We start from the raw sequence: 17,748 nt of genomic DNA on the forward strand, positions 1-17,748 counted from the left end.
GGCCTAACTTGGAAGGGTGCGTGAAGTGCTTGCCGAGCTGATGTCTATCTGGCGTGTCGATGACACCGCAGGGGTTGCGACGGTTGTCCGAACGCTGCGGTCGGCTCCCCGGCCGCCAGGGGCGGCGATGGTGGTGGCCCCCGACGGCTCGGTGAGTGGGTCGGTGTCGGGTGGTTGCGTGGAGGGGGCGGTGTACGAGCTGGCGACCGAGGTGGCCCAAAGCGGGATACCGCGGCTGCAACGCTATGGCGTAAGCGACGACGATGCGTTCGCCGTGGGCCTAACCTGTGGCGGCATCATCGACATTTTCGTCGAGTCCATGTCGCGGGCCACGTTTCCCGAACTTGGCGAGGTCGCTGACGACATCGGCGCCCAGCGCCCGGTCGCGATCGCGACCGTCATCGCCCATCCGGACGAGCAGCGGGTCGGCCGCCGGCTCGTGGTCCGGCCCGACCCGAGCCGACCGGTGCGGGGATCGACCGGTTCGGCACGTGCCGACTCCGCCGTCGTCGACGACGCGCGGGGTTTGCTCGCGGTGGGCCGCAGCGAGATCCTCGAATATGGGCCCGATGGGCAGCGTCGCGGCGCGGGCATGGAGGTCTTCGTGTCCAGTTACGCGCCGCGCCCGCGGATGCTGGTGTTCGGTGCCATCGACTTCGCCGCCGCGCTGGCGCAGCAGGGCTCGTTCCTCGGCTACCGCGTCACCGTCTGCGACGCCCGCGCGGTGTTCGCCACGCCGGTACGGTTCCCGACGGCCGACGAGGTGGTCGTCGATTGGCCCAACCGCTACCTGGCCGCGCAGGCGGCGGCGGGTGCGGTCGACGAGCGCACGGTGATCTGCGTGCTCACCCACGATCCGAAGTTCGATGTCCCGGTCCTTGAGGTGGCGCTGCGCCTACCCCGGGTGGGATATGTGGGGGCGATGGGATCGCGCAAAACGCATGATGACCGGATGGACCGGCTACGCGCGGCGGGCCTGACCGACGCCGAGCTGAACCGGTTGTCCAGTCCGATCGGCCTGGACCTCGGTGCCCGGACCCCCGAGGAGACCGCGGTCTCGATCGCCGCCGACATCATCGCCCGGCGCTGGGGTGGTGGGGGACGCCCACTGGCCGACGTGGCCGGACGGATCCACCATGACGCGCAGGTAGACGGCGAGTTCAGGGATCCCTTAACTCGATATTGACGCCCGTTTCGCGGGCGACCGACACTGGGATTTCCTTCCCTAGTGATCCTGGTGAGGTGGTCACATGCAAGTACCTGGGCCCTTCGAATACGAACGTGCCACCAGCGTCGACCACGCCATCGGACTCCTGGACCGGTTGGGTGAGGGGGCGCGGGTGGTCGCCGGCGGGCACAGCCTGCTGCCGATGATGAAACTGCGTATCGCCAACCCCGAGTACCTCGTCGACATCAACGACCTAGCGCCCGAACTTGGGTACATCGTGGTTGGCGGGGTCAACAATCCCAACCTGGTTCGGATGGGTGCGATGACCCGCCATCGCGAGATTCTCGAATCCGATGCGCTGGCAGCGGTGTGCCCGATCTTCCGCGATGCCGAGCGGGTGATTGCCGACCCGGTGGTCCGCAATCGCGGCACCCTCGGCGGTTCGCTATGCCAGGCGGATCCGGCCGAGGACCTGTCGACCGTGTGCACGGTGCTGGATGCGGTATGCCTGGCGAAGGGGCCCTCCGGTGAACGTGAGATAGCGATGGACGCCTTCCTGGCCGGGCCGTACGAGACCGCGCTTGCTCACAATGAGGTCCTGATTGAGGTCCGAATCCCGCTGCGGCACAACACCTCCAGCGCGTACGCCAAAGTAGAACGGCGGGTCGGTGACTGGGCGGTCACGGCTGCCGGTGCGGCGGTCACCCTCGATGGCAACACCATTGCCGCCGCGCGGGTGGGCCTGACCGCGGTGAATCCCGACCCGGCCGCGCTGGCTGAGCTGTCCGCCGCCCTGGTCGGCCAGCCCGCCACCGAGGAGGTTTTCGCCGAGGCGGGCCGCCGCGCCGGGCAAGCCTGCGATCCGGTGACCGACGTCCGCGGCACCGTCGAGTACAAGAGGCACCTGGCCGCCGAACTGACCGTGCGCACGCTGCGCACCGCCGCCGAGCGCGTGCTCGGTGTCTCACACGCCCCCCGGGCCTGAGAAGGGAATTAACCATGCAGGTGAACATGACCGTCAACGGTGAGCCGGTCACTGCCGACATCGAAGCCCGGATGCTGCTGGTCCACTTCCTGCGGGATCAGCTGCGGCTCACCGGGACGCACTGGGGCTGCGACACCAGCAACTGCGGGACATGCGTGGTCGAGGTCGACGGCGTGCCGGTGAAGTCCTGCACGATGCTCGCGGTGATGGCATCCGGTCACAGCATCCGGACCGTAGAGGGACTAGCGGGTCCCGACGGCTCGCTCGACCCGGTGCAGGAAGGGTTCATGCGCTGCCACGGGCTGCAATGCGGCTTCTGCACGCCGGGAATGATGATCACGGCCCGCGCCCTGCTGGACCGCAACCCGGACCCCGACGAGGACACCATCCGCGAGGCGATCTCCGGGCAGATCTGCCGGTGCACCGGCTACACCACGATCGTGCGCTCCATTCAATGGGCGGCGCGGAACTCACAGGAAGCTCAGGCAGAGGTGGCCAGCTCATGACGACAATCGAGTCACGCCCTCCGTCACCGGAAGACACAGCCGACAACGCTCAGAAGCCGTGTGGGCATGGCCGCATGATGCGCAAGGAGGATCCGCGATTCATCCGCGGCCGCGGCACCTACGTCGACGACGTCGCGCTGCCGGGCATGTTGCATCTGGCCATATTGCGTTCGCCGTATGCGCACGCCCGCATCGTCAGCATCGATGTGACTGCCGCGCAGGCACATCCGAAAGTCAAGGCTGTGGTGACCGGCTCCGACCTGGCCGACAAGGGCCTGGCCTGGATGCCGACGCTGTCCAACGACGTGCAAGCCGTGCTGGCCACCGACAAGACACGCTTCCAAGGCCAGGAGGTGGCGTTCGTCGTTGCCGAAGACCGGTACTCGGCCCGGGACGCGCTGGAACTGATCGACGTGGAGTACGAACCGCTGGACCCCGTCGTGGATGTTCGCCGGGCGCTGGACCCGTCGACGCCGGTGATTCGCACCGATCTTGAGGGAAAGACGGACAATCACATTTTCGACTGGGAAACCGGCGATGCGGCGGCGACCGACGCGGTGATCGCGACGGCCGACGTCGTTGTCAAGCAGGAGATCGTCTACCCCCGGGTGCACCCGGCGCCAATGGAAACCTGTGGCGCAGTGGCCGATCTGGATCCGGTCACCGGCAAGCTGACGCTGTGGACTACCTCGCAGGCGCCGCACGCCCACCGCACTCTGTACGCGTTGGTCGCCGGTCTGCCCGAACACAAGATCCGGGTGATCTCACCCGACATCGGCGGCGGATTCGGCAACAAGGTGCCGATCTATCCGGGTTACGTGTGCGCGATCGTCGGTTCGCTCCTATTGGGCAAGCCGGTCAAGTGGGTGGAGGACCGCAGCGAGAACCTGACGTCCACCGGCTTCGCCCGCGACTACATCATGGTCGGCGAGATCGCCGCCACCCAGGACGGCAAGATTCTGGCGATCCGTTCGAATGTGCTTGCCGACCATGGCGCATTCAACGCCCAGGCCGCGCCGGCGAAGTATCCAGCCGGGTTCTTCGGGGTGTTCACCGGCAGCTACGACATCGAGGCAGCCTACTGCCACATGACCGCGGTGTACACCAACAAGGCGCCCGGCGGGGTTGCCTACGCGTGTTCGTTCCGCATCACCGAAGCGGTCTACTTCGTCGAGCGACTGGTGGATTGTCTGGCCTACCAGCTGAAGATGGATCCAGCCAAGCTACGCCTGCAAAATCTGTTGCGGCCCAAGCAGTTCCCTTACCAAAGCAAAACTGGCTGGGTGTATGACTCGGGTGACTACGAGACCACGATGCGCAAGGCGATGGGCATGATCGGCTACGACGCACTGCGCGCCGAGCAGATCGAGCGGCGAGCGCGTGGCGAGCTGATGGGCATCGGGATGTCGTTCTTCACCGAAGCTGTTGGTGCCGGCCCGCGTAAGGACATGGACATTCTCGGCCTCGGCATGGCCGACGGCTGTGAGCTGCGCGTGCACCCGACGGGCAAAGCCGTTGTGCGGCTTTCGGTCCAGACCCAGGGCCAGGGCCACGAGACGACGTTTGCCCAGATCGTCGCCGAGGAGCTGGGAATCCCGCCCGACGATATCGAGGTGGTGCACGGCGACACCGACCAGACGCCATTCGGGCTGGGTACCTACGGCAGCCGGTCCACGCCGGTCTCGGGCGGCGCGGCGGCACTGGTCGCCCGCAAGGTGCGCGACAAGGCGAAGATCATCGCGTCGGGCATGCTCGAGGTTTCGGTCGCCGACTTGGAATGGGAGAAGGGCTCGTTCCACGTGAAGGGTGACCCGTCCGCGTCGGTGACGATCGCCGACATCGCGATGCGCGCGCACGGCGCCGGGGATCTGCCCGAGGGGATCGAGGGCGGACTGGACGCGGAGGTCTGCTACAACCCGGACAACCTGACCTACCCGTACGGCGCGTACTTCTGTGTGGTTGACGTGGATCCGGGCACCGCAGTGGTCAAGGTGCGCCGCTTTCTGGCCGTCGATGACTGCGGCACCCGGATCAACCCGATGATCATCGAGGGCCAGGTGCACGGCGGCATCGTCGACGGCATCGGCATGGCGCTGATGGAGATGATCGCCTTCGACGACGACGGCAACTGCCTGGGCGGCTCGCTGATGGATTATCTGATTCCGACCGCGCTCGAGGTGCCGCACCTGGAGACCGGGCATACCGTGACGCCGTCGCCGCATCACCCGATCGGCGCGAAGGGCGTTGGCGAGTCGGCCACCGTGGGATCGCCACCGGCGGTGGTGAACGCGGTGGTGGATGCGTTGGCGCCGTTCGGGGTTCGCCACGTCGATATGCCGCTAACACCGTCCCGGGTCTGGGAGGCCATGCAGGGCCGCGCCAGACCGCCGATCTAGTCCGCGTGGCGACGATGCGGGAGCCGATGTGGATTGGTGAGCGGGCGGCGCAGCTGGTGGCTGCGCGGACGCCGTTTGTCCGCGCGACGGTGGTGCGGGCCCAGCCGCCGGTCTCCGCGTATCCGGGCGACGAAGCAATCCTGTTGGCAGACGGCACAATCGAGGGATTCGTCGGTGGCCAGTGCGCGCTGAATTCCATCCGCAAAGCGGCACTGGGAGCGTTGCAGGCAGGTGAAAGCGTGCTGCTGCGAGTCCTTCCCGACGGAGACGTGCACTTCCCGGAGGCGCCCGGTGCCTGCGTGGTGGTCAACCCGTGCCTGTCCGGTGGCTCGATGGAGATCTTTCTGACGCCGCAGCTGCCGGCCCCGCTGATCCGGGTCTATGGAGCCACCCCGATCGCCGGTGCGCTGGTCCGGGTGTGTGAAGTACTGGGGTATGAGGCGCGATTAGAAGTCCGAAGCGAAACCGATCTGGCCGACACCGCCGCCGTGGTGATCGCCAGCCACGGGGGGCCGGAAGCCGACATCATCCGCACCGCGTTGGACAACGGCGTCAACTACATCGGCTTGGTGGCCAGCAAGGTTCGCGGCGCGGCGATTCTGAACTCGCTGGAACTCTCCGAGGCCGAGCGGGCCTGCGTGTACACCCCGGTCGGATTGGCCATCGGCGCCAAGACACCCGCGGAGATCGCGGTGTCGATCGCCGCGGAACTCATCGCCACGCTGCGCAGCCGCGACCTGACCCGGCCCGCACGGGCGAGCGGTGGTTGCGCGGACGCGGTCGACCCGGTGTGCGGCATGACGGTCACCGTTAGCCCCGCCACCGAGCACCTTCGGTCCGCGGGCGTGGACTACTGGTTCTGCGGCCCGGGATGCCGCACCGCGTTCGCGGGCAGAAAAAACGGGGCATGACACCGCGATGGGTTGCCGGTGTCGTGCTGGCAGCCGGCGGCTCCAGCCGCCTGGGCGAGCCCAAACAGCTACTTCCGTACCGGGGTACCACCCTGCTCGGGGCGACCCTCGCTGTCGCTCGCGGCGCCGGGTTCGACCAGCTGATCGTCACATTGGGCGGTGCCGCCCAGACGGTGCGCGACGCGGTGGGGCTGGGTGGGGCCGACGTGGTCGTCGTCGAGGATTTCGGGACCGGGTGTTCGGCATCGCTGCGTGTGGCGTTGGAGCGGGTGCACCCGCGAGCCGCCGGGATCGTGCTGATGCTTGGTGATCAGCCCGGTGTCGACCCCGCGACGCTGCGCCGGATGGTCGCCGGCGCACCGGCCGAAGGGGTCATGGTGTGCCGCTACGCGGACGGCATCGGGCATCCATTCTGGTTCAGCGGCGATGTGTTTGGCGATCTTTCCCGACTACACGGCGACAAGGGTGTTTGGAAGCTCGTGGCGGCGGGTCGGCACCCGGTGCGCGAACTCGCGGTAGACGCTCCGGTGCCACTGGACGTGGACACTTGGGACGACTACCAACGGCTGCTGGAATCGGTGCCCTCGTGACCTTCACCGGCCCCGGCGATGTGATCCGGCTTTTCGACAAGCAGGACTACCTGTTGGATACCGGGACGGCGTCCGCGATCTATCTGGCGGTGACGCTGGGCAGGCCGCTGTTGCTGGAAGGTGAGCCCGGTGTCGGCAAGACGACGGCGGCGAAAACCCTTGCAGTGGTGCTAGATACCACCCTGGTCCGACTGCAGTGCTACGAGGGGTTGACCGCGAACGAGGCACTCTACGACTGGAACTACCAGCGTCAGCTACTGTCGATCCGGCTGGCCGAAGCGCGCGGCAAGGGTATGTCTGAAATCTCTGAAGCGGACCTCTATACCGAGGACTATCTTGTGGACCGGCCCATCCTACGGTGTGTGCGGCATCGCGGGCCAACCCCGCCGGTGCTGCTGATCGACGAAATCGACCGGGCCGACGACGAATTCGAGGCGCTGCTGCTGGAGTTCCTCGGCGAATCCACGGTCACCGTTCCCGAGCTGGGCACCTTCCTGGCCGAGCGCCCGCCGATCGCGGTGCTCACCTCGAACCGCAGCCGCGACCTGCACGATGCACTGCGGCGGCGCTGCTTGTACCACTGGATCGATTACCCGGACCCGGCCCGGGCGGCCGCGATTGTCCGCCGGACGGTGCCAGGGGCAACCGCGCCGTTGATCGAGCACGCTACTCAATTCGTCGGCAGCGCACGCGATCTCGATCTGGACAAGCCGCCCGGCGTGGCCGAAACCATCGACTGGGTCGCGGCTTTGGTGTCGCTTGGGGTCGCGGACTTGGTGGATCCGTCTGCACTGGTCAGCCTCGGGGCACTGGCCAAGACACCCGACGACCGTACGCTACTTCGAGATGCGTTCATCGCTTACAGCCGCTCATGAGAGGACGCAAAGGATGAAGATCGCCAACGAGTTCACCGTCAGCGCGCCGATCGAGCGGGCCTGGGACGTGCTATGCGACTTGGAGCAGGTGATCCCGCTGATGCCAGGGGCGCAGTTGATCGGCCACGAGGGCGACGACTATCTCGGCAAGGTCAAGGTCAAGGTTGGGCCGGTCACCAGTGAATTCAGCGGCAAGGTTCGCTTCGTCGAACAGGACCGCGACCAGCACCGCGCGGTCATCGACGGCAAGGGCAAGGAGGCGCGTGGCACCGGCAACGCGGCCGCCACGGTAACCGCCCAGCTGCACGAGGCCGGAGAGCATACCCACGTCACGGTCGACACCGATCTGAGGATCGTGGGCAAGCTGGCGCAGTTCGGCAGCGGCATGCTGCAACAGGTGTCGGAGAAGCTGCTGGGCCAGTTCGTGGACTCGCTGGAGGCCGAGCTCGCGGCCCGGAGCTCGGGAAGCACGGAAAGCGCCCCCGCCGCTCCGGAAGCGGCGCCCATCGACCTGTTGGAGCTTGCCGGTGGCGGCCAGCTCAGAAAGTACGGTTCAGCGGTGCTGGCCGTGCTGGCCGTGCTGTTGTTGCTGGGCTGGGTGCTACACCGGCGGCGCTGAACGCGATGGCTACCCCCGCGCTGTTACGGGGCGTCGATCTCGCGGCGTTCGCGGCTGCGCTGGTCGCACGCCTGCGCGGCGCCGGGATAGGAGTGTCCGCTAGCGGCCAAGCGAGTTTGGTGCGGGCGCTGCAGCAGTTGGCGCCGCAGACGCCCGCGGCGCTGTACTGGGCCGCGCGGTTGACCCTGGTCAACCGTCTGGAGGAGTTGGCCGCCTTCGACGCGGTGTTCGCTGCCCTGTTCGGGACGCTGGGCCGGGCCGGGCCCGACGGCGCCAGCCGCCCGCCACTGCCGAGTCCGGGCTCGCGCACACCCGCGGCCGGCGTCGTGCACCGCGCGGACGGCCGATCCAGCGGCTCCCAGGCCCAGGCGTTGCCCTGGGCGACTCGTCCGCCGGCAACGACCGCCGATGATCAGGACGGCCCCACCGTCGCACTGCCCGATGTCCTGCCCAGCCGCATCGCTGCCCGGGCCGATGAGTCGTTCGACCGGTTCGATCCCGACGATCTGCGGCTGCTCGGCACCTGGCTGGAGGCCACGGTGGCGCGCTGGCCGCGGCGGCGCAGCCTGCGATTCGAGTCCAGCCCGCATGGCAAGCGCATTGACCTGCGGGCGACGATGAATGCCTCGCGGTCGACCGGCTGGGAATCGGTGCTGTTGGCACGGACCCGGCCCCGCCGCCGCCCCAGGCGGGTGGTCCTGGTCTGCGACGTGAGCCGCTCGATGCAGCCCTACGCCGCGATCTATCTGCATCTAATGCGGGCGGCGGTGCTGCGCCGGGCGGGGGTCCACCCGGAAGTCTTCGCGTTCTCGACGTCGCTGACCCGGCTCACCTCGGTGCTGTCTCATCGCTCGGCGGAGGTTGCGTTGGAACGGGCCAACGCCAGGGTGACCGACCGCTACGGCGGCACGTTCATCGGCCGCAGCATCGCTGCCCTGCTGGCCCCGCCGCACGGCAACGCGCTGCGCGGTGCGGTGGTGATCATCGCCTCCGACGGCTGGGACAGCGATCCTCCCGACGTGTTGGTGCACGCGCTGGCCAGGGTGCGTCGCCGCGCCGAGTTGCTGGTCTGGCTCAACCCTCGCGCGGCACACCCCGAGTTTGCGCCGCGGGCCGGCTCGATGGCGGCGGCGCTGCCCTATTGCGACCTGTTTCTGCCGGCGCACTCGCTGACCGGCCTGCACCAGTTGCTGCTGGCGTTGGCCGATGCCCGCGCTGGCTTACCAGGTCAGAACGGCGGTGGGTCGTCGTCGGTGTGGGGTGGGGCGGGGCCGGTGTAGCTGGGGCACTCGGCTTGTGGGGCGGTGCGGGCAACCGTGCGGGCGTGGTGGTTGTGGCGGCGTTCGGTGGCGATGCGGTGGGCGCGGTCTTGGGTGCGGGTGCGGCGCCGCCTGGGCATCATGGCGGTGCGTTCGGGGCAGTAGCCCGGTGGTGGGTCGGCTTCGGGTGACGGGATGGCGCCGGTGGCTCGGCACAGGCTGGGGAATAGCAGCGCGCTGGCGGGGGTGGTGACGTAGGTGTGGCCGGCGGGGGAGGTCAGGATCAGGGTGCCGTCGGGTAGTTGCTTGTCCTGCCAGCCCCAGAAGGTTTTGATCAGGTGGTGGGTTCGGCAGTAGCACTTGAGGTTTGCCGCATGGGTGGGTCCGCCGTCGGCGTAGGGGATCGTGTGGTCGAGATCGCAGTGCACCGCGGGTTGGTCGCAGCCCGGCCAGCGACAGGTCAGATCCCGGCAGCGCACGAAATCGGCCAGCGCCTTGGACGGCGCGTAGCCGGGTTCGGGTGCGGCGTCGCCGGGGTGGATCAGCGGCACCAGCTTGGCCGAGGCGGCCAACTCCGCCACGAGGTCGGCGGTGATGAGCCCCTCGGCACCGACCTGGGAGGCCGGGGTGGTGCCGCGCCCGTCGATGCTGGCCTGTTCGGCGATCACGTGGATCACCACCGGCGTGGCGGGCGGGCGTGTGCCGGCGGCGCAGTCGGTGCGCCCGCAGCGACAGCCCAGCCGGTCGGCCCCGGCGGCCAGCGCCCCCAACGCGTCGGCGCGGCGCTGCTCACGGCTGCGCGGATCATGCTCACACACGGTGGCCGCCAGCGCGGTCAACCGCTTGTCGAGGGCGGTGGCGTCGGGGGTGAACAGGCTGCCATGAATCTCCGACATCCCGCCCTCGTTCTCCCCGATCCAAATCTCGCGGTCGGTCTGATTCTTGGTGTGCCGGCGCACCGCGTCCGCATCAGCTTTCGCCACGATCTTGTCGATCTGCCCAGCTAGCCGGGCGCGGGTCATCGAGGGCCAGCGCGCCACCTTGACGGCCAGTTCGGCGTCCACGGCGGCCAGCACGTCGCGGTCGGTGATCAAATCGGTGCGGTACACGATGGTTTGGAACATCCGGAAGTCGATGTCACCCGCTTGGAACACCGCGGCCACCTTCGGCAGCCGCTCACGCATGGCCCGGGCATAGCGCAGCCGGCTGGCCGCCAGCCCCTGGCTGATCCGCAACGCCGCGCCCACCTCGGCGGCCACCGCCTCCTCGGTATCGATCGCCCAGTCCTCGGTGTCGGTGCAGCGCGAGAGCCGGTAGCCGAACAACTCCCCGATCGAGACCAGCTGCGCGGCCGCGGCCCGGTTCTCCACCCGAGCGAACGCACAAATTTCCTCCACCAACTCCGCGGACCGCGCCGTGGTCGAGGGATAGTGTCGTTCGAAGAGCTCGTCGAAGAAGGCGATCACCGCCGCCCGGGATCGAGGACCCGTTGCGTCGAACATACGTTCGATACTACCAGACTCCGCGGACGCCGCAGCGGGCCGAAGTAGTCGGCCTCAACGGCCTGTGGTCTAGCTGGTTTATAGGGCAGGATCGGCCGGTATGGATCAGGTATGGGCGAACCGGGCAGCCAGCGCCGAAGCCGCCGTCACGCAACGTCACCTGAAACGACTCTGGGCGTTGCCGGGGACCCAGTTGGGCGTGGTGGCCTGGCCCTCGTCCAGGCGCGATCGGTTGTTCGGCACCTGGCACTACTGGTGGCAGGCGCATCTGCTGGATTGCCTGGTCGATGCGCAGCTGCGGGACCCGCAACCGCACCGGCGCACCAGGATCAACCGGCAGGTCCGCTCGCATCGGCTGCGCAACAACTTCTCGTGGATCAACAGCTATTACGACGACATGGCCTGGCTCGCGCTGGCGCTGGAACGTGCGGCCCGGGTCGTCGGCGTGCAGCGCCGGCGCGCGCTGCCGAAGCTCACCGACCAGTTCGTCAAAGCGTGGGTGCCTGAGGACGGCGGCGGAATCCCGTGGCGCAAGCAAGACCAGTTCTTCAACGCCCCCGCCAACGGCCCGGCCGGGATATTCCTGGCTCGCTATGGGGATCGGCTCAAGCGCGCGGAGCAGATGGCCGACTGGATCGACCGCACCCTGATCGACCCGGAGACACACCTGGTGTTCGACGGCATCAAGGCAGGGTCGCTGGTCCGCGCGCAGTACACCTACTGCCAGGGGGTGGTGCTTGGGCTGGAAACCGAACTCGCGGCACGCACCAGCGACGACAGGCATGCACCACGGGTGCACCGCCTGGTTGCGGCCGTCAACGAACACATGGCGCCATCGGGTGTGCTGCGCGGCGCCGGCGGCGGGGATGGCGGCCTGTTCGCCGGGATCACCGCCCGCTACCTCGCGCTGGTCGCCACCACGTTGCCGGGCTATACCGCCGCGGACGTCACCGCCCGCGACACCGCCCGCGCGGTGGTGCTGTCCTCGGCCAAGTCGGCGTGGGACCGTCGGCAAACGGTCGATGGGTTGCCGGTATTCGCGGCGTTCTGGGACCGAGATGCCGAGTTGCCCACCGCGACGGGTCGGCCGGCGCAGTTTGTCGAGGGCGCGGTGACTAGCTCCGAGGCGGCCGAGCGGGACCTGTCGGTGCAGCTGTCGGGTTGGATGCTGATGGAGGCCGCCCACCGCGCCGCAGCGGTGAGTTCACTCGGGTAGCACCACCGGGTCCGGGTCGCCCTTGGGTGCGCTGCGCCGCGCCCGGTAGACTCGCGCCGCCGAGATCAGGGCGGGCAACAGTGAGACGAACAGGATGCCCATGATGATGAGCTGAAAGTTCTTATGCACGAACGGAACACTGCCCAGGAAGTAGCCCGCGAGCGTCACACCGGCACCCCAGGCGACACCGCCGACGATGTCGAACCCAAGAAACACCGGATACCGCATGTAGGACACCCCGGCGATCGGCGGCACGAAGGTTCGCGCGATCGGCACGAAACGGGCCAGAATGATCGTCCACGGCCCGTACTTCTCAAAGAACGCGTGTGACTCGGTCACGTAATGCTTTTTGAAGAACCGGGAGTCTTCCTTCTTGAACAGCGCTGGGCCGATCCGTCGCCCGATGAAATAGGAGGTCTGATCGCCCAGCACCGCGACCAGCGCGACGCACGGGGCGAGCACCCCGATGGTGACCGGCGGGTCGGCGCTCGCGGCCAGCAGCCCGCCGGTGAACAACAGCGACTCGCCCGGCAACAGCGGAAACAGCAGGCCGGTCTCGATGTAGACGATGATCAGGATCCCGGGCAACACCGCGGAGCCAAAGACGCCGTTGGCGCCCAACCAGTACATCGGGTCGAGGATGTCCGGCAGGGCCATCACGTCGGCATTCATGGTGCCTACAACATACCGGCGTCACCGACCGGGCTCGACCAAGACGCCGCCGGACTGGCTGCCGCGCTCAATTGTGTTGTTGCGATACTGGGTGGATCTGAGTCGTCAGGAGGAAGTTTCATGCCTATCGCAACGCCCGAGGTCTACGCGGAGATGCTGGGTCGGGCCAAGGAGAACTCGTACGCCTTTCCGGCCATCAACTGCACCTCCTCGGAAACCGTTAACGCCGCGATCAAAGGTTTCGCCGACGCCGGCAGTGACGGAATCATCCAGTTCTCCACCGGTGGCGCAGAATTCGGCTCGGGCCTCGGGGTCAAGGACATGGTGACCGGTGCGGTAGCGCTAGCCGAGTTCACCCACATCATCGCCGCCAAGTACCCGGTCAACGTCGCGCTGCACACCGACCACTGCCCCAAGGACAAGTTGGACAGCTACGTCCGGCCGTTGCTGGCGATCTCGTCGGAACGGGTGGCCAAGGGTGGCAATCCGTTGTTCCAGTCGCACATGTGGGACGGCTCGGCGGTGCCGCTCGATGAGAACCTGGTCATCGCCCAGGAGCTGCTGAAGGTTGCGGCGGCCGCCAAGATCATCCTGGAGATCGAGATCGGCGTTGTGGGCGGCGAAGAAGACGGCGTCGCGAACGAGATCAACGAAAAGCTGTACACGACACCGGATGACTTCGAGAAAACCATCGAGGCGCTGGGCGCCGGTGAGCACGGCAAGTACCTGCTGGCCGCGACGTTCGGCAACGTGCACGGCGTCTACAAGCCCGGCAACGTCAAGCTGCGCCCCGACATCCTTGCCCAAGGCCAAAAGGTGGCGGCGGCCAAGCTTGGACTGCCCGCCGACGCCAAGCCGTTCGACTTCGTGTTCCACGGCGGTTCAGGCTCGCTGAAGTCGGAGATCGAGGAGGCGCTGCGGTACGGCGTGGTGAAGATGAACGTCGACACCGACACCCAGTACGCGTTCACCCGCCCGATCGCCGGCCACATGTTCACCAACTACGACGGCGTGCTGAAGGTCGATGGCGAGGTGGGTGTGAAGAAGGTATACGACCCGCGCAGCTACCTCAAGAAGGCCGAAGCTTCGATGACCGAGCGGATCATCGAGGCCTGCAACGACCTGCACTGCGCCGGCAAGTCGCTCAGCTGAGCTCGGCCGGTCGGCCGGCGGACCGCTCACAGCCCCTGCAGCTCCGCCAGCGTCAGGTGCGCGATCATAAAGTAGATGAGCAGGCCCGTGCCGTCGACGATGGTCGCGATCATCGGCCCCGAAACGATCGCCGGGTCGATCCGCAGCTTCTTCAGCAGCGGCGGAAGGACGGCGGCCACCAACGACGACCACACCACGATGGCTCCCACCGTGAGCGCGACCGTCACTGTCACCTGCGGGCCCACGCTCAACGTCCAGGCGCGCACCACCGCGGCGGCCGCCATGGTGAGGCCGACCAGCGCACCGGTCGACAGTTCCTTGGCCAACACGGCCGGAACGTCGCGAAACCGGACCTGACCGGTGGCCATCGCGCGTACCAGCGTGGTGGCGATCTGGGTGCCGGTGTTGCCGCCGGTGCCGATCAGCAGCGGGATGAAGAACGCGAGCGAAATCACCGCCTCCATTTCATCGGAGAAGGCCCGCAGGACGCTGCCGGTGTACGCCTCGGCGGCGAATAGCACGAGGAGCCAGACAACCCGCTTGCGCCATAGCAGCCACGGCGACGCCCTCAGGTACGGCAACTCGAGTGGGGCGGAGCCACCCTGGCGCTCGGCGTCCTCGGTTGCTTCCTCCTCGGCAATGTCGATGGCTTCGTCTTCGGCAATGATGCCGAGCAGCCGGTTGTCGGCGTCGATGACGGGCACCGCCATCAAGTTGTGGCCCATGAGCGTCTGGGCCGCAAGCTCCTTGTCGGTCAAGGGCGAAACGACGATGAGGTCGTCGCTCATCAGCTCGGACACCCGCTGTTCGGGGTCGGCCAGCACCAGGGCGCGAAAGGCGATCACACCGCGCAGATGTGCGTCGGGGTCGGTCACATAGACGTAGGCGGTGGTTCGTGAATCGCTACGCAGGCCCGAGGCGCGTTCCCGCACGCTGGCGACGGCCTCCGAAACCGTCATGCTCGGGCGCACGGTCAGCGTTTCGGGCACCATGTGCGCCGCGGCGGAATCTTCCGGCCAGCTCAACAATCCACGCAGCACCATCGCCCGCTCCAGCGGTAGCAACGTCAGCAGCGCCTCCCGCCTGTGCTCCTTGAATTCGCGCAGGATGTTGGCGGCGTGGTCGGAATCGAGGACGTCGAGGAAGGTGGCGGCCAGCGACTGGTCCATCGCTTGAAGTGCGTCCGCGGCCAGCTTGTCGTCGATCGACTCGAACAGCTCGGTGGCTCTGGTGCCGTCGAGCAGGGGGCCGAGTTTCCCGAATTCGGCCTTGGATAACGTGCCGAGTTCGCGGGCGCGATCCGGCAGCTCGGTGACGACGTCGAGCCACAAATCGACGGCTTTCGGAGTGCCGATACCGATTGCGTGTCGGATGTCGATTGTTGAGTTCTCGACGGCGCGGATGCTCATGTGGCGTTCACCTGCCTCTGCTGGACGATTGAGACGACATGCCGCAGTCTCTGGGGGAACAGGCCGCCAGTACATTGCCACAGACGGGATCCAGCCGCATTTCGGCTGCGGTCGATCTTTTCTGTGTTGGGACTAGTCGGTCCTCGTGACGCGCCGGTGATGCGGGCCGGTACTAGCGTTTACGAGCGGTGAAATTGCGGGCAAATCAGCGAATCCCGGCTAATTGCTGGGGGACTGGCAGATCTTCCACTGATCGTCGCGGAACTGAAGGTCAAGGCTGCGGGTCGAGCGGACCTGAGGGTCGAAAGCCATGAATGTGGTGACATTGGCCTCGGCGTGTTGACCGTTGACGACGACCTGGTCGATGCTGGCGATGACCGGATACTGTTTGGCCGCCGACACCCGGCGATAAGTTTCGGCCCAATCCCGCTCGTCATAATCCACGTAGCCATCGCGGGTGGAACCACAGGTGATGGAGCGCAGCGCGGTCAGGTCGCCGGTCTGGATGGCTATGTCAAAGCTCTGGATGGTGTGGCGCACCTGATCTTCCTGCGACACCTTCAGATGCTTGGTGCGGGTCAGCAGCACGGTGCCCAGGATGGCGATCGCCGCCAACGCCAGGACGATCACCACCACCGCCAGCACCCAGCCCCAGTTGCGTTGCCTGGACGGCGGTGGTGTCGCCCCCATCCGGGGAGGGATTGCCTGTGGCACAGCAGTTTTCGGGGCAGGCCGGTCGGCTGCTGCTGTGCACCGGCCGGCGCCGAGTGGGTTTGGAAGACCTCGGTGGTCGCCTCCGGAGCGGTGACGATGACTTGGGTCTCCTTTGCGTCGAAGCCGGGTGCGGTGAAGCGGCGTTCGCGCTGCCCTTCCGGTTTCGCGGCCGATGGATCGTTCTCCGGTTCGGGCGTGTTGATCACCACGGTCTCGGTTTCGGCGTCGTGGGGCACCAGGGGGTAGCTTTCGGTGCCTACTTCGCTGGGATCGGCGGTCCGCTCACCGGCCGATTCGGCCGTGGATTCACCGGCGGCGCGGTCTGGCTCGGGTGCGTTGGGCATATTTGGAGCTTAGCGATCCAGCCCTCGGTTGGCCCTATCGTCGAGCTAGTGCGACCCGCGCGCACAATGGACCCCATGACGCCGATGGGTGACCTCCTGGGACCTGAGCCAATCCTGCTGCCCCGCGACGGCGAAGCCGAAGCAAAATTGCTTGCCAACGAGAGTCCGGGCATCGTCGCGGCCGCCCATCCGTCGGCGGCGGTGGCCTGGGCGGCGCTCGCCGAAGCCGTGTTGGCGTCCAACGAGGCTAGTGACAGGGCCGTCACGGCCTACGCATACGCCCGTACCGGCTACCACCGCGGCCTGGACCAGCTACGGCGCCACGGCTGGAAGGGCTTCGGCCCGGTGCCGTATTCGCACGAGCCCAATCGGGGCTTTCTGCGGTGCGTGGCGGCGCTGGCGCGGGCCGCGGACGCCATTGGCGAGTCCGACGAGTATGGACGCTGCTTGGATCTGCTCGACGATTGTGACCCGGCGGCCCGCCCGGCGCTCGGCCTCTAAACGCTGCTGACGCATTCCGCGATGCCGCGCGGGCACTCGATCTGCACGGTGGCGTGGTCCAGGCTGCGAGCGGACAACACCGCACGCGCGTCGTGCAGCACCCGGGCGGAATCGCCGTGGCCAGTCAGGTGGGCGGTGACCATGTCCTTGCCGGGCGACAGTGTCCACACATGCAGGTCGTGCACGTCGGTCACGCCGTCAACGGAGTGCAGGGCCGAACGCAGCTCCGCCACGTTGATGTGTTTCGGGGACGATTCGGCAAGGATCCGTAGCGCGGTGCGGGCCAGCGAGATCGCCCGCGGCAGTACCCAGAGCGCGACCAGCCCCGCGACCACGACGTCGGCGTAGGGCCAGTGTGTGGTGATGGTTACCATGCCGGCGATCAACACGGCCAGGCTGCCGACGGTATCGGCGACGACTTCCAGGTAGGCGCCTTTGACCGCGAGGCTCTCCGTCGAGTGGGCGCGCAGCAAAACCGCGACCGCGGCGTTGGCCGCCAGCCCGGCCAGCGCCACCACGATCATCGGTACGCCGGGAATGGACGGGGCCGCGCTGAGCCGCTCGACAGCTTCGTCGAGGATGAACAGCGCGACACCGATCAGCAATACCGCGTTGCCTACCGCCGTGAACACCTCGGCGCGATGCCAGCCGTAGGTGCGCTCGGGTGAGGAGCTGCCCCGCCGAGCCAGCATGACCGCGACCAGCCCCATGAACACGGCGACCACATCGGTGAGCATGTGGCCGGCATCGGCCAGCAGCGCGATCGAGTCGATCAGCAATCCCGTGGTCAGTTCCACGACGAAGAAGGTCGCCAGGATCGCCGCGGCGATGATCATCCGGCGGCGCACCCGAGAATCCCGGGTATCGGTGGGAGTGTGATTGTGACCGGCGCCCATGGCGCCATAATATATGCGTACTTTCGCATATAT

General features: G+C 67.3%; 16 protein-coding genes and 1 pseudogene. 12 read left to right on the top strand and 5 right to left on the bottom strand.

Annotated features, from left to right (window positions below; all coding sequences use genetic code 11):
• The first annotated feature begins 16 nt into the window (after nucleotides 1–16).
• The 9 genes from AADZ55_RS02535 (at nucleotide 17) to AADZ55_RS02575 (ending at nucleotide 9,330) form a co-directional block, all read left to right on the top strand.
• Nucleotides 17–1,186: an XdhC family protein gene (locus AADZ55_RS02535; protein WP_207569160.1), complete on the top strand. Its 1,170-nt coding sequence runs from the start codon at nucleotides 17–19 to the stop codon at nucleotides 1,184–1,186.
• Between the two features lie 64 nt (nucleotides 1,187–1,250).
• Entirely contained in the window at nucleotides 1,251–2,153 is a 903-nt protein-coding gene (locus tag AADZ55_RS02540; RefSeq protein WP_085327154.1) for an FAD binding domain-containing protein, read from the top strand.
• A gap of 14 nt (nucleotides 2,154–2,167) precedes the next feature.
• Nucleotides 2,168–2,659, top strand: a complete 492-nt coding sequence (locus AADZ55_RS02545; RefSeq protein ID WP_085327153.1) for a (2Fe-2S)-binding protein — start codon at nucleotides 2,168–2,170, stop codon at nucleotides 2,657–2,659.
• Complete coding sequence (locus tag AADZ55_RS02550) at nucleotides 2,656–5,055, top strand: aerobic carbon-monoxide dehydrogenase large subunit (RefSeq protein WP_085327152.1); 2,400 nt, start codon at nucleotides 2,656–2,658, stop codon at nucleotides 5,053–5,055. Before AADZ55_RS02545 ends, AADZ55_RS02550 begins: the two co-directional genes overlap by 4 nt.
• Nucleotides 5,056–5,081: 26 nt before the next feature.
• Nucleotides 5,082–5,966 carry an XdhC family protein gene (locus tag AADZ55_RS02555; protein WP_085327178.1) on the top strand — a complete coding sequence of 295 codons (885 nt, stop codon included), beginning with the start codon at nucleotides 5,082–5,084 and terminating at the stop codon, nucleotides 5,964–5,966.
• Complete coding sequence (locus AADZ55_RS02560) at nucleotides 5,963–6,556, top strand: nucleotidyltransferase family protein (RefSeq protein ID WP_085327151.1); 594 nt, start codon at nucleotides 5,963–5,965, stop codon at nucleotides 6,554–6,556. Before AADZ55_RS02555 ends, AADZ55_RS02560 begins: the two co-directional genes overlap by 4 nt.
• Nucleotides 6,553–7,431, top strand: coding sequence for an AAA family ATPase (locus AADZ55_RS02565; RefSeq protein WP_085327150.1), 879 nt, complete (start codon nucleotides 6,553–6,555; stop codon nucleotides 7,429–7,431). The genes AADZ55_RS02560 and AADZ55_RS02565 overlap by 4 nt, the downstream gene beginning before the upstream one ends.
• 13 nt (nucleotides 7,432–7,444) lie before the next feature.
• Complete coding sequence (locus tag AADZ55_RS02570) at nucleotides 7,445–8,050, top strand: SRPBCC family protein (protein ID WP_085327149.1); 606 nt, start codon at nucleotides 7,445–7,447, stop codon at nucleotides 8,048–8,050.
• A gap of 5 nt (nucleotides 8,051–8,055) precedes the next feature.
• Complete coding sequence (locus AADZ55_RS02575) at nucleotides 8,056–9,330, top strand: vWA domain-containing protein (RefSeq protein ID WP_085327148.1); 1,275 nt, start codon at nucleotides 8,056–8,058, stop codon at nucleotides 9,328–9,330.
• Here the strand turns inward: AADZ55_RS02575 and AADZ55_RS02580 are convergent.
• Nucleotides 9,279–10,811 carry an HNH endonuclease signature motif containing protein gene (locus tag AADZ55_RS02580; RefSeq protein ID WP_341286263.1) on the bottom strand — a complete coding sequence of 511 codons (1,533 nt, stop codon included), beginning with the start codon at nucleotides 10,809–10,811 and terminating at the stop codon, nucleotides 9,279–9,281. The two genes, AADZ55_RS02575 and AADZ55_RS02580, sit on opposite strands and share 52 nt — an antisense overlap.
• Nucleotides 10,812–10,911: 100 nt before the next feature.
• Here AADZ55_RS02580 and AADZ55_RS02585 point away from each other — a divergent pair, with 100 nt between their 5' ends.
• Nucleotides 10,912–12,027 carry a glycoside hydrolase family 76 protein gene (locus AADZ55_RS02585; RefSeq protein ID WP_085323743.1) on the top strand — a complete coding sequence of 372 codons (1,116 nt, stop codon included), beginning with the start codon at nucleotides 10,912–10,914 and terminating at the stop codon, nucleotides 12,025–12,027.
• Here the strand turns inward: AADZ55_RS02585 and AADZ55_RS02590 are convergent.
• Entirely contained in the window at nucleotides 12,016–12,699 is a 684-nt protein-coding gene (locus tag AADZ55_RS02590; RefSeq protein ID WP_085323742.1) for a VTT domain-containing protein, read from the bottom strand. The genes AADZ55_RS02585 and AADZ55_RS02590 overlap by 12 nt on opposite strands.
• A gap of 120 nt (nucleotides 12,700–12,819) precedes the next feature.
• Here AADZ55_RS02590 and fbaA point away from each other — a divergent pair, with 120 nt between their 5' ends.
• The gene (gene fbaA, locus AADZ55_RS02595) at nucleotides 12,820–13,851 is read left to right on the top strand and encodes a class II fructose-bisphosphate aldolase (protein WP_085323741.1); all 1,032 of its coding nucleotides are present in this window, start codon (nucleotides 12,820–12,822) and stop codon (nucleotides 13,849–13,851) included.
• A 26-nt stretch (nucleotides 13,852–13,877) separates the two neighbouring features.
• Here the strand turns inward: fbaA and mgtE are convergent, their stop codons facing one another.
• Together mgtE and AADZ55_RS02605 are read right to left on the bottom strand one after the other, a co-directional pair.
• Nucleotides 13,878–15,260 carry a magnesium transporter gene (mgtE, locus tag AADZ55_RS02600; RefSeq protein WP_085323740.1) on the bottom strand — a complete coding sequence of 461 codons (1,383 nt, stop codon included), beginning with the start codon at nucleotides 15,258–15,260 and terminating at the stop codon, nucleotides 13,878–13,880.
• Nucleotides 15,261–15,479: 219 nt separating this feature from the next.
• Nucleotides 15,480–16,318, bottom strand: a pseudogene (locus AADZ55_RS02605) (hypothetical protein).
• A 75-nt stretch (nucleotides 16,319–16,393) separates the two neighbouring features.
• Between AADZ55_RS02605 and AADZ55_RS02610 the strand changes: the two are divergent.
• The gene (locus AADZ55_RS02610; RefSeq protein ID WP_085323783.1) at nucleotides 16,394–16,819 is read left to right on the top strand and encodes a DUF3151 domain-containing protein; all 426 of its coding nucleotides are present in this window, start codon (nucleotides 16,394–16,396) and stop codon (nucleotides 16,817–16,819) included.
• Here the strand turns inward: AADZ55_RS02610 and AADZ55_RS02615 are convergent.
• On the bottom strand, nucleotides 16,816–17,715 hold the full coding sequence (locus tag AADZ55_RS02615; RefSeq protein WP_085323738.1) for a cation diffusion facilitator family transporter: 900 nt from the start codon (nucleotides 17,713–17,715) through the stop codon (nucleotides 16,816–16,818). The two genes, AADZ55_RS02610 and AADZ55_RS02615, sit on opposite strands and share 4 nt — an antisense overlap.
• Nucleotides 17,716–17,748 lie beyond the last annotated feature (33 nt).

Origin of the sequence: Mycobacterium decipiens (assembly GCF_963853665.1) — a bacterium.
In the GTDB taxonomy this organism is placed as follows: Bacteria; Actinomycetota; Actinomycetes; order Mycobacteriales; family Mycobacteriaceae; genus Mycobacterium; species Mycobacterium decipiens.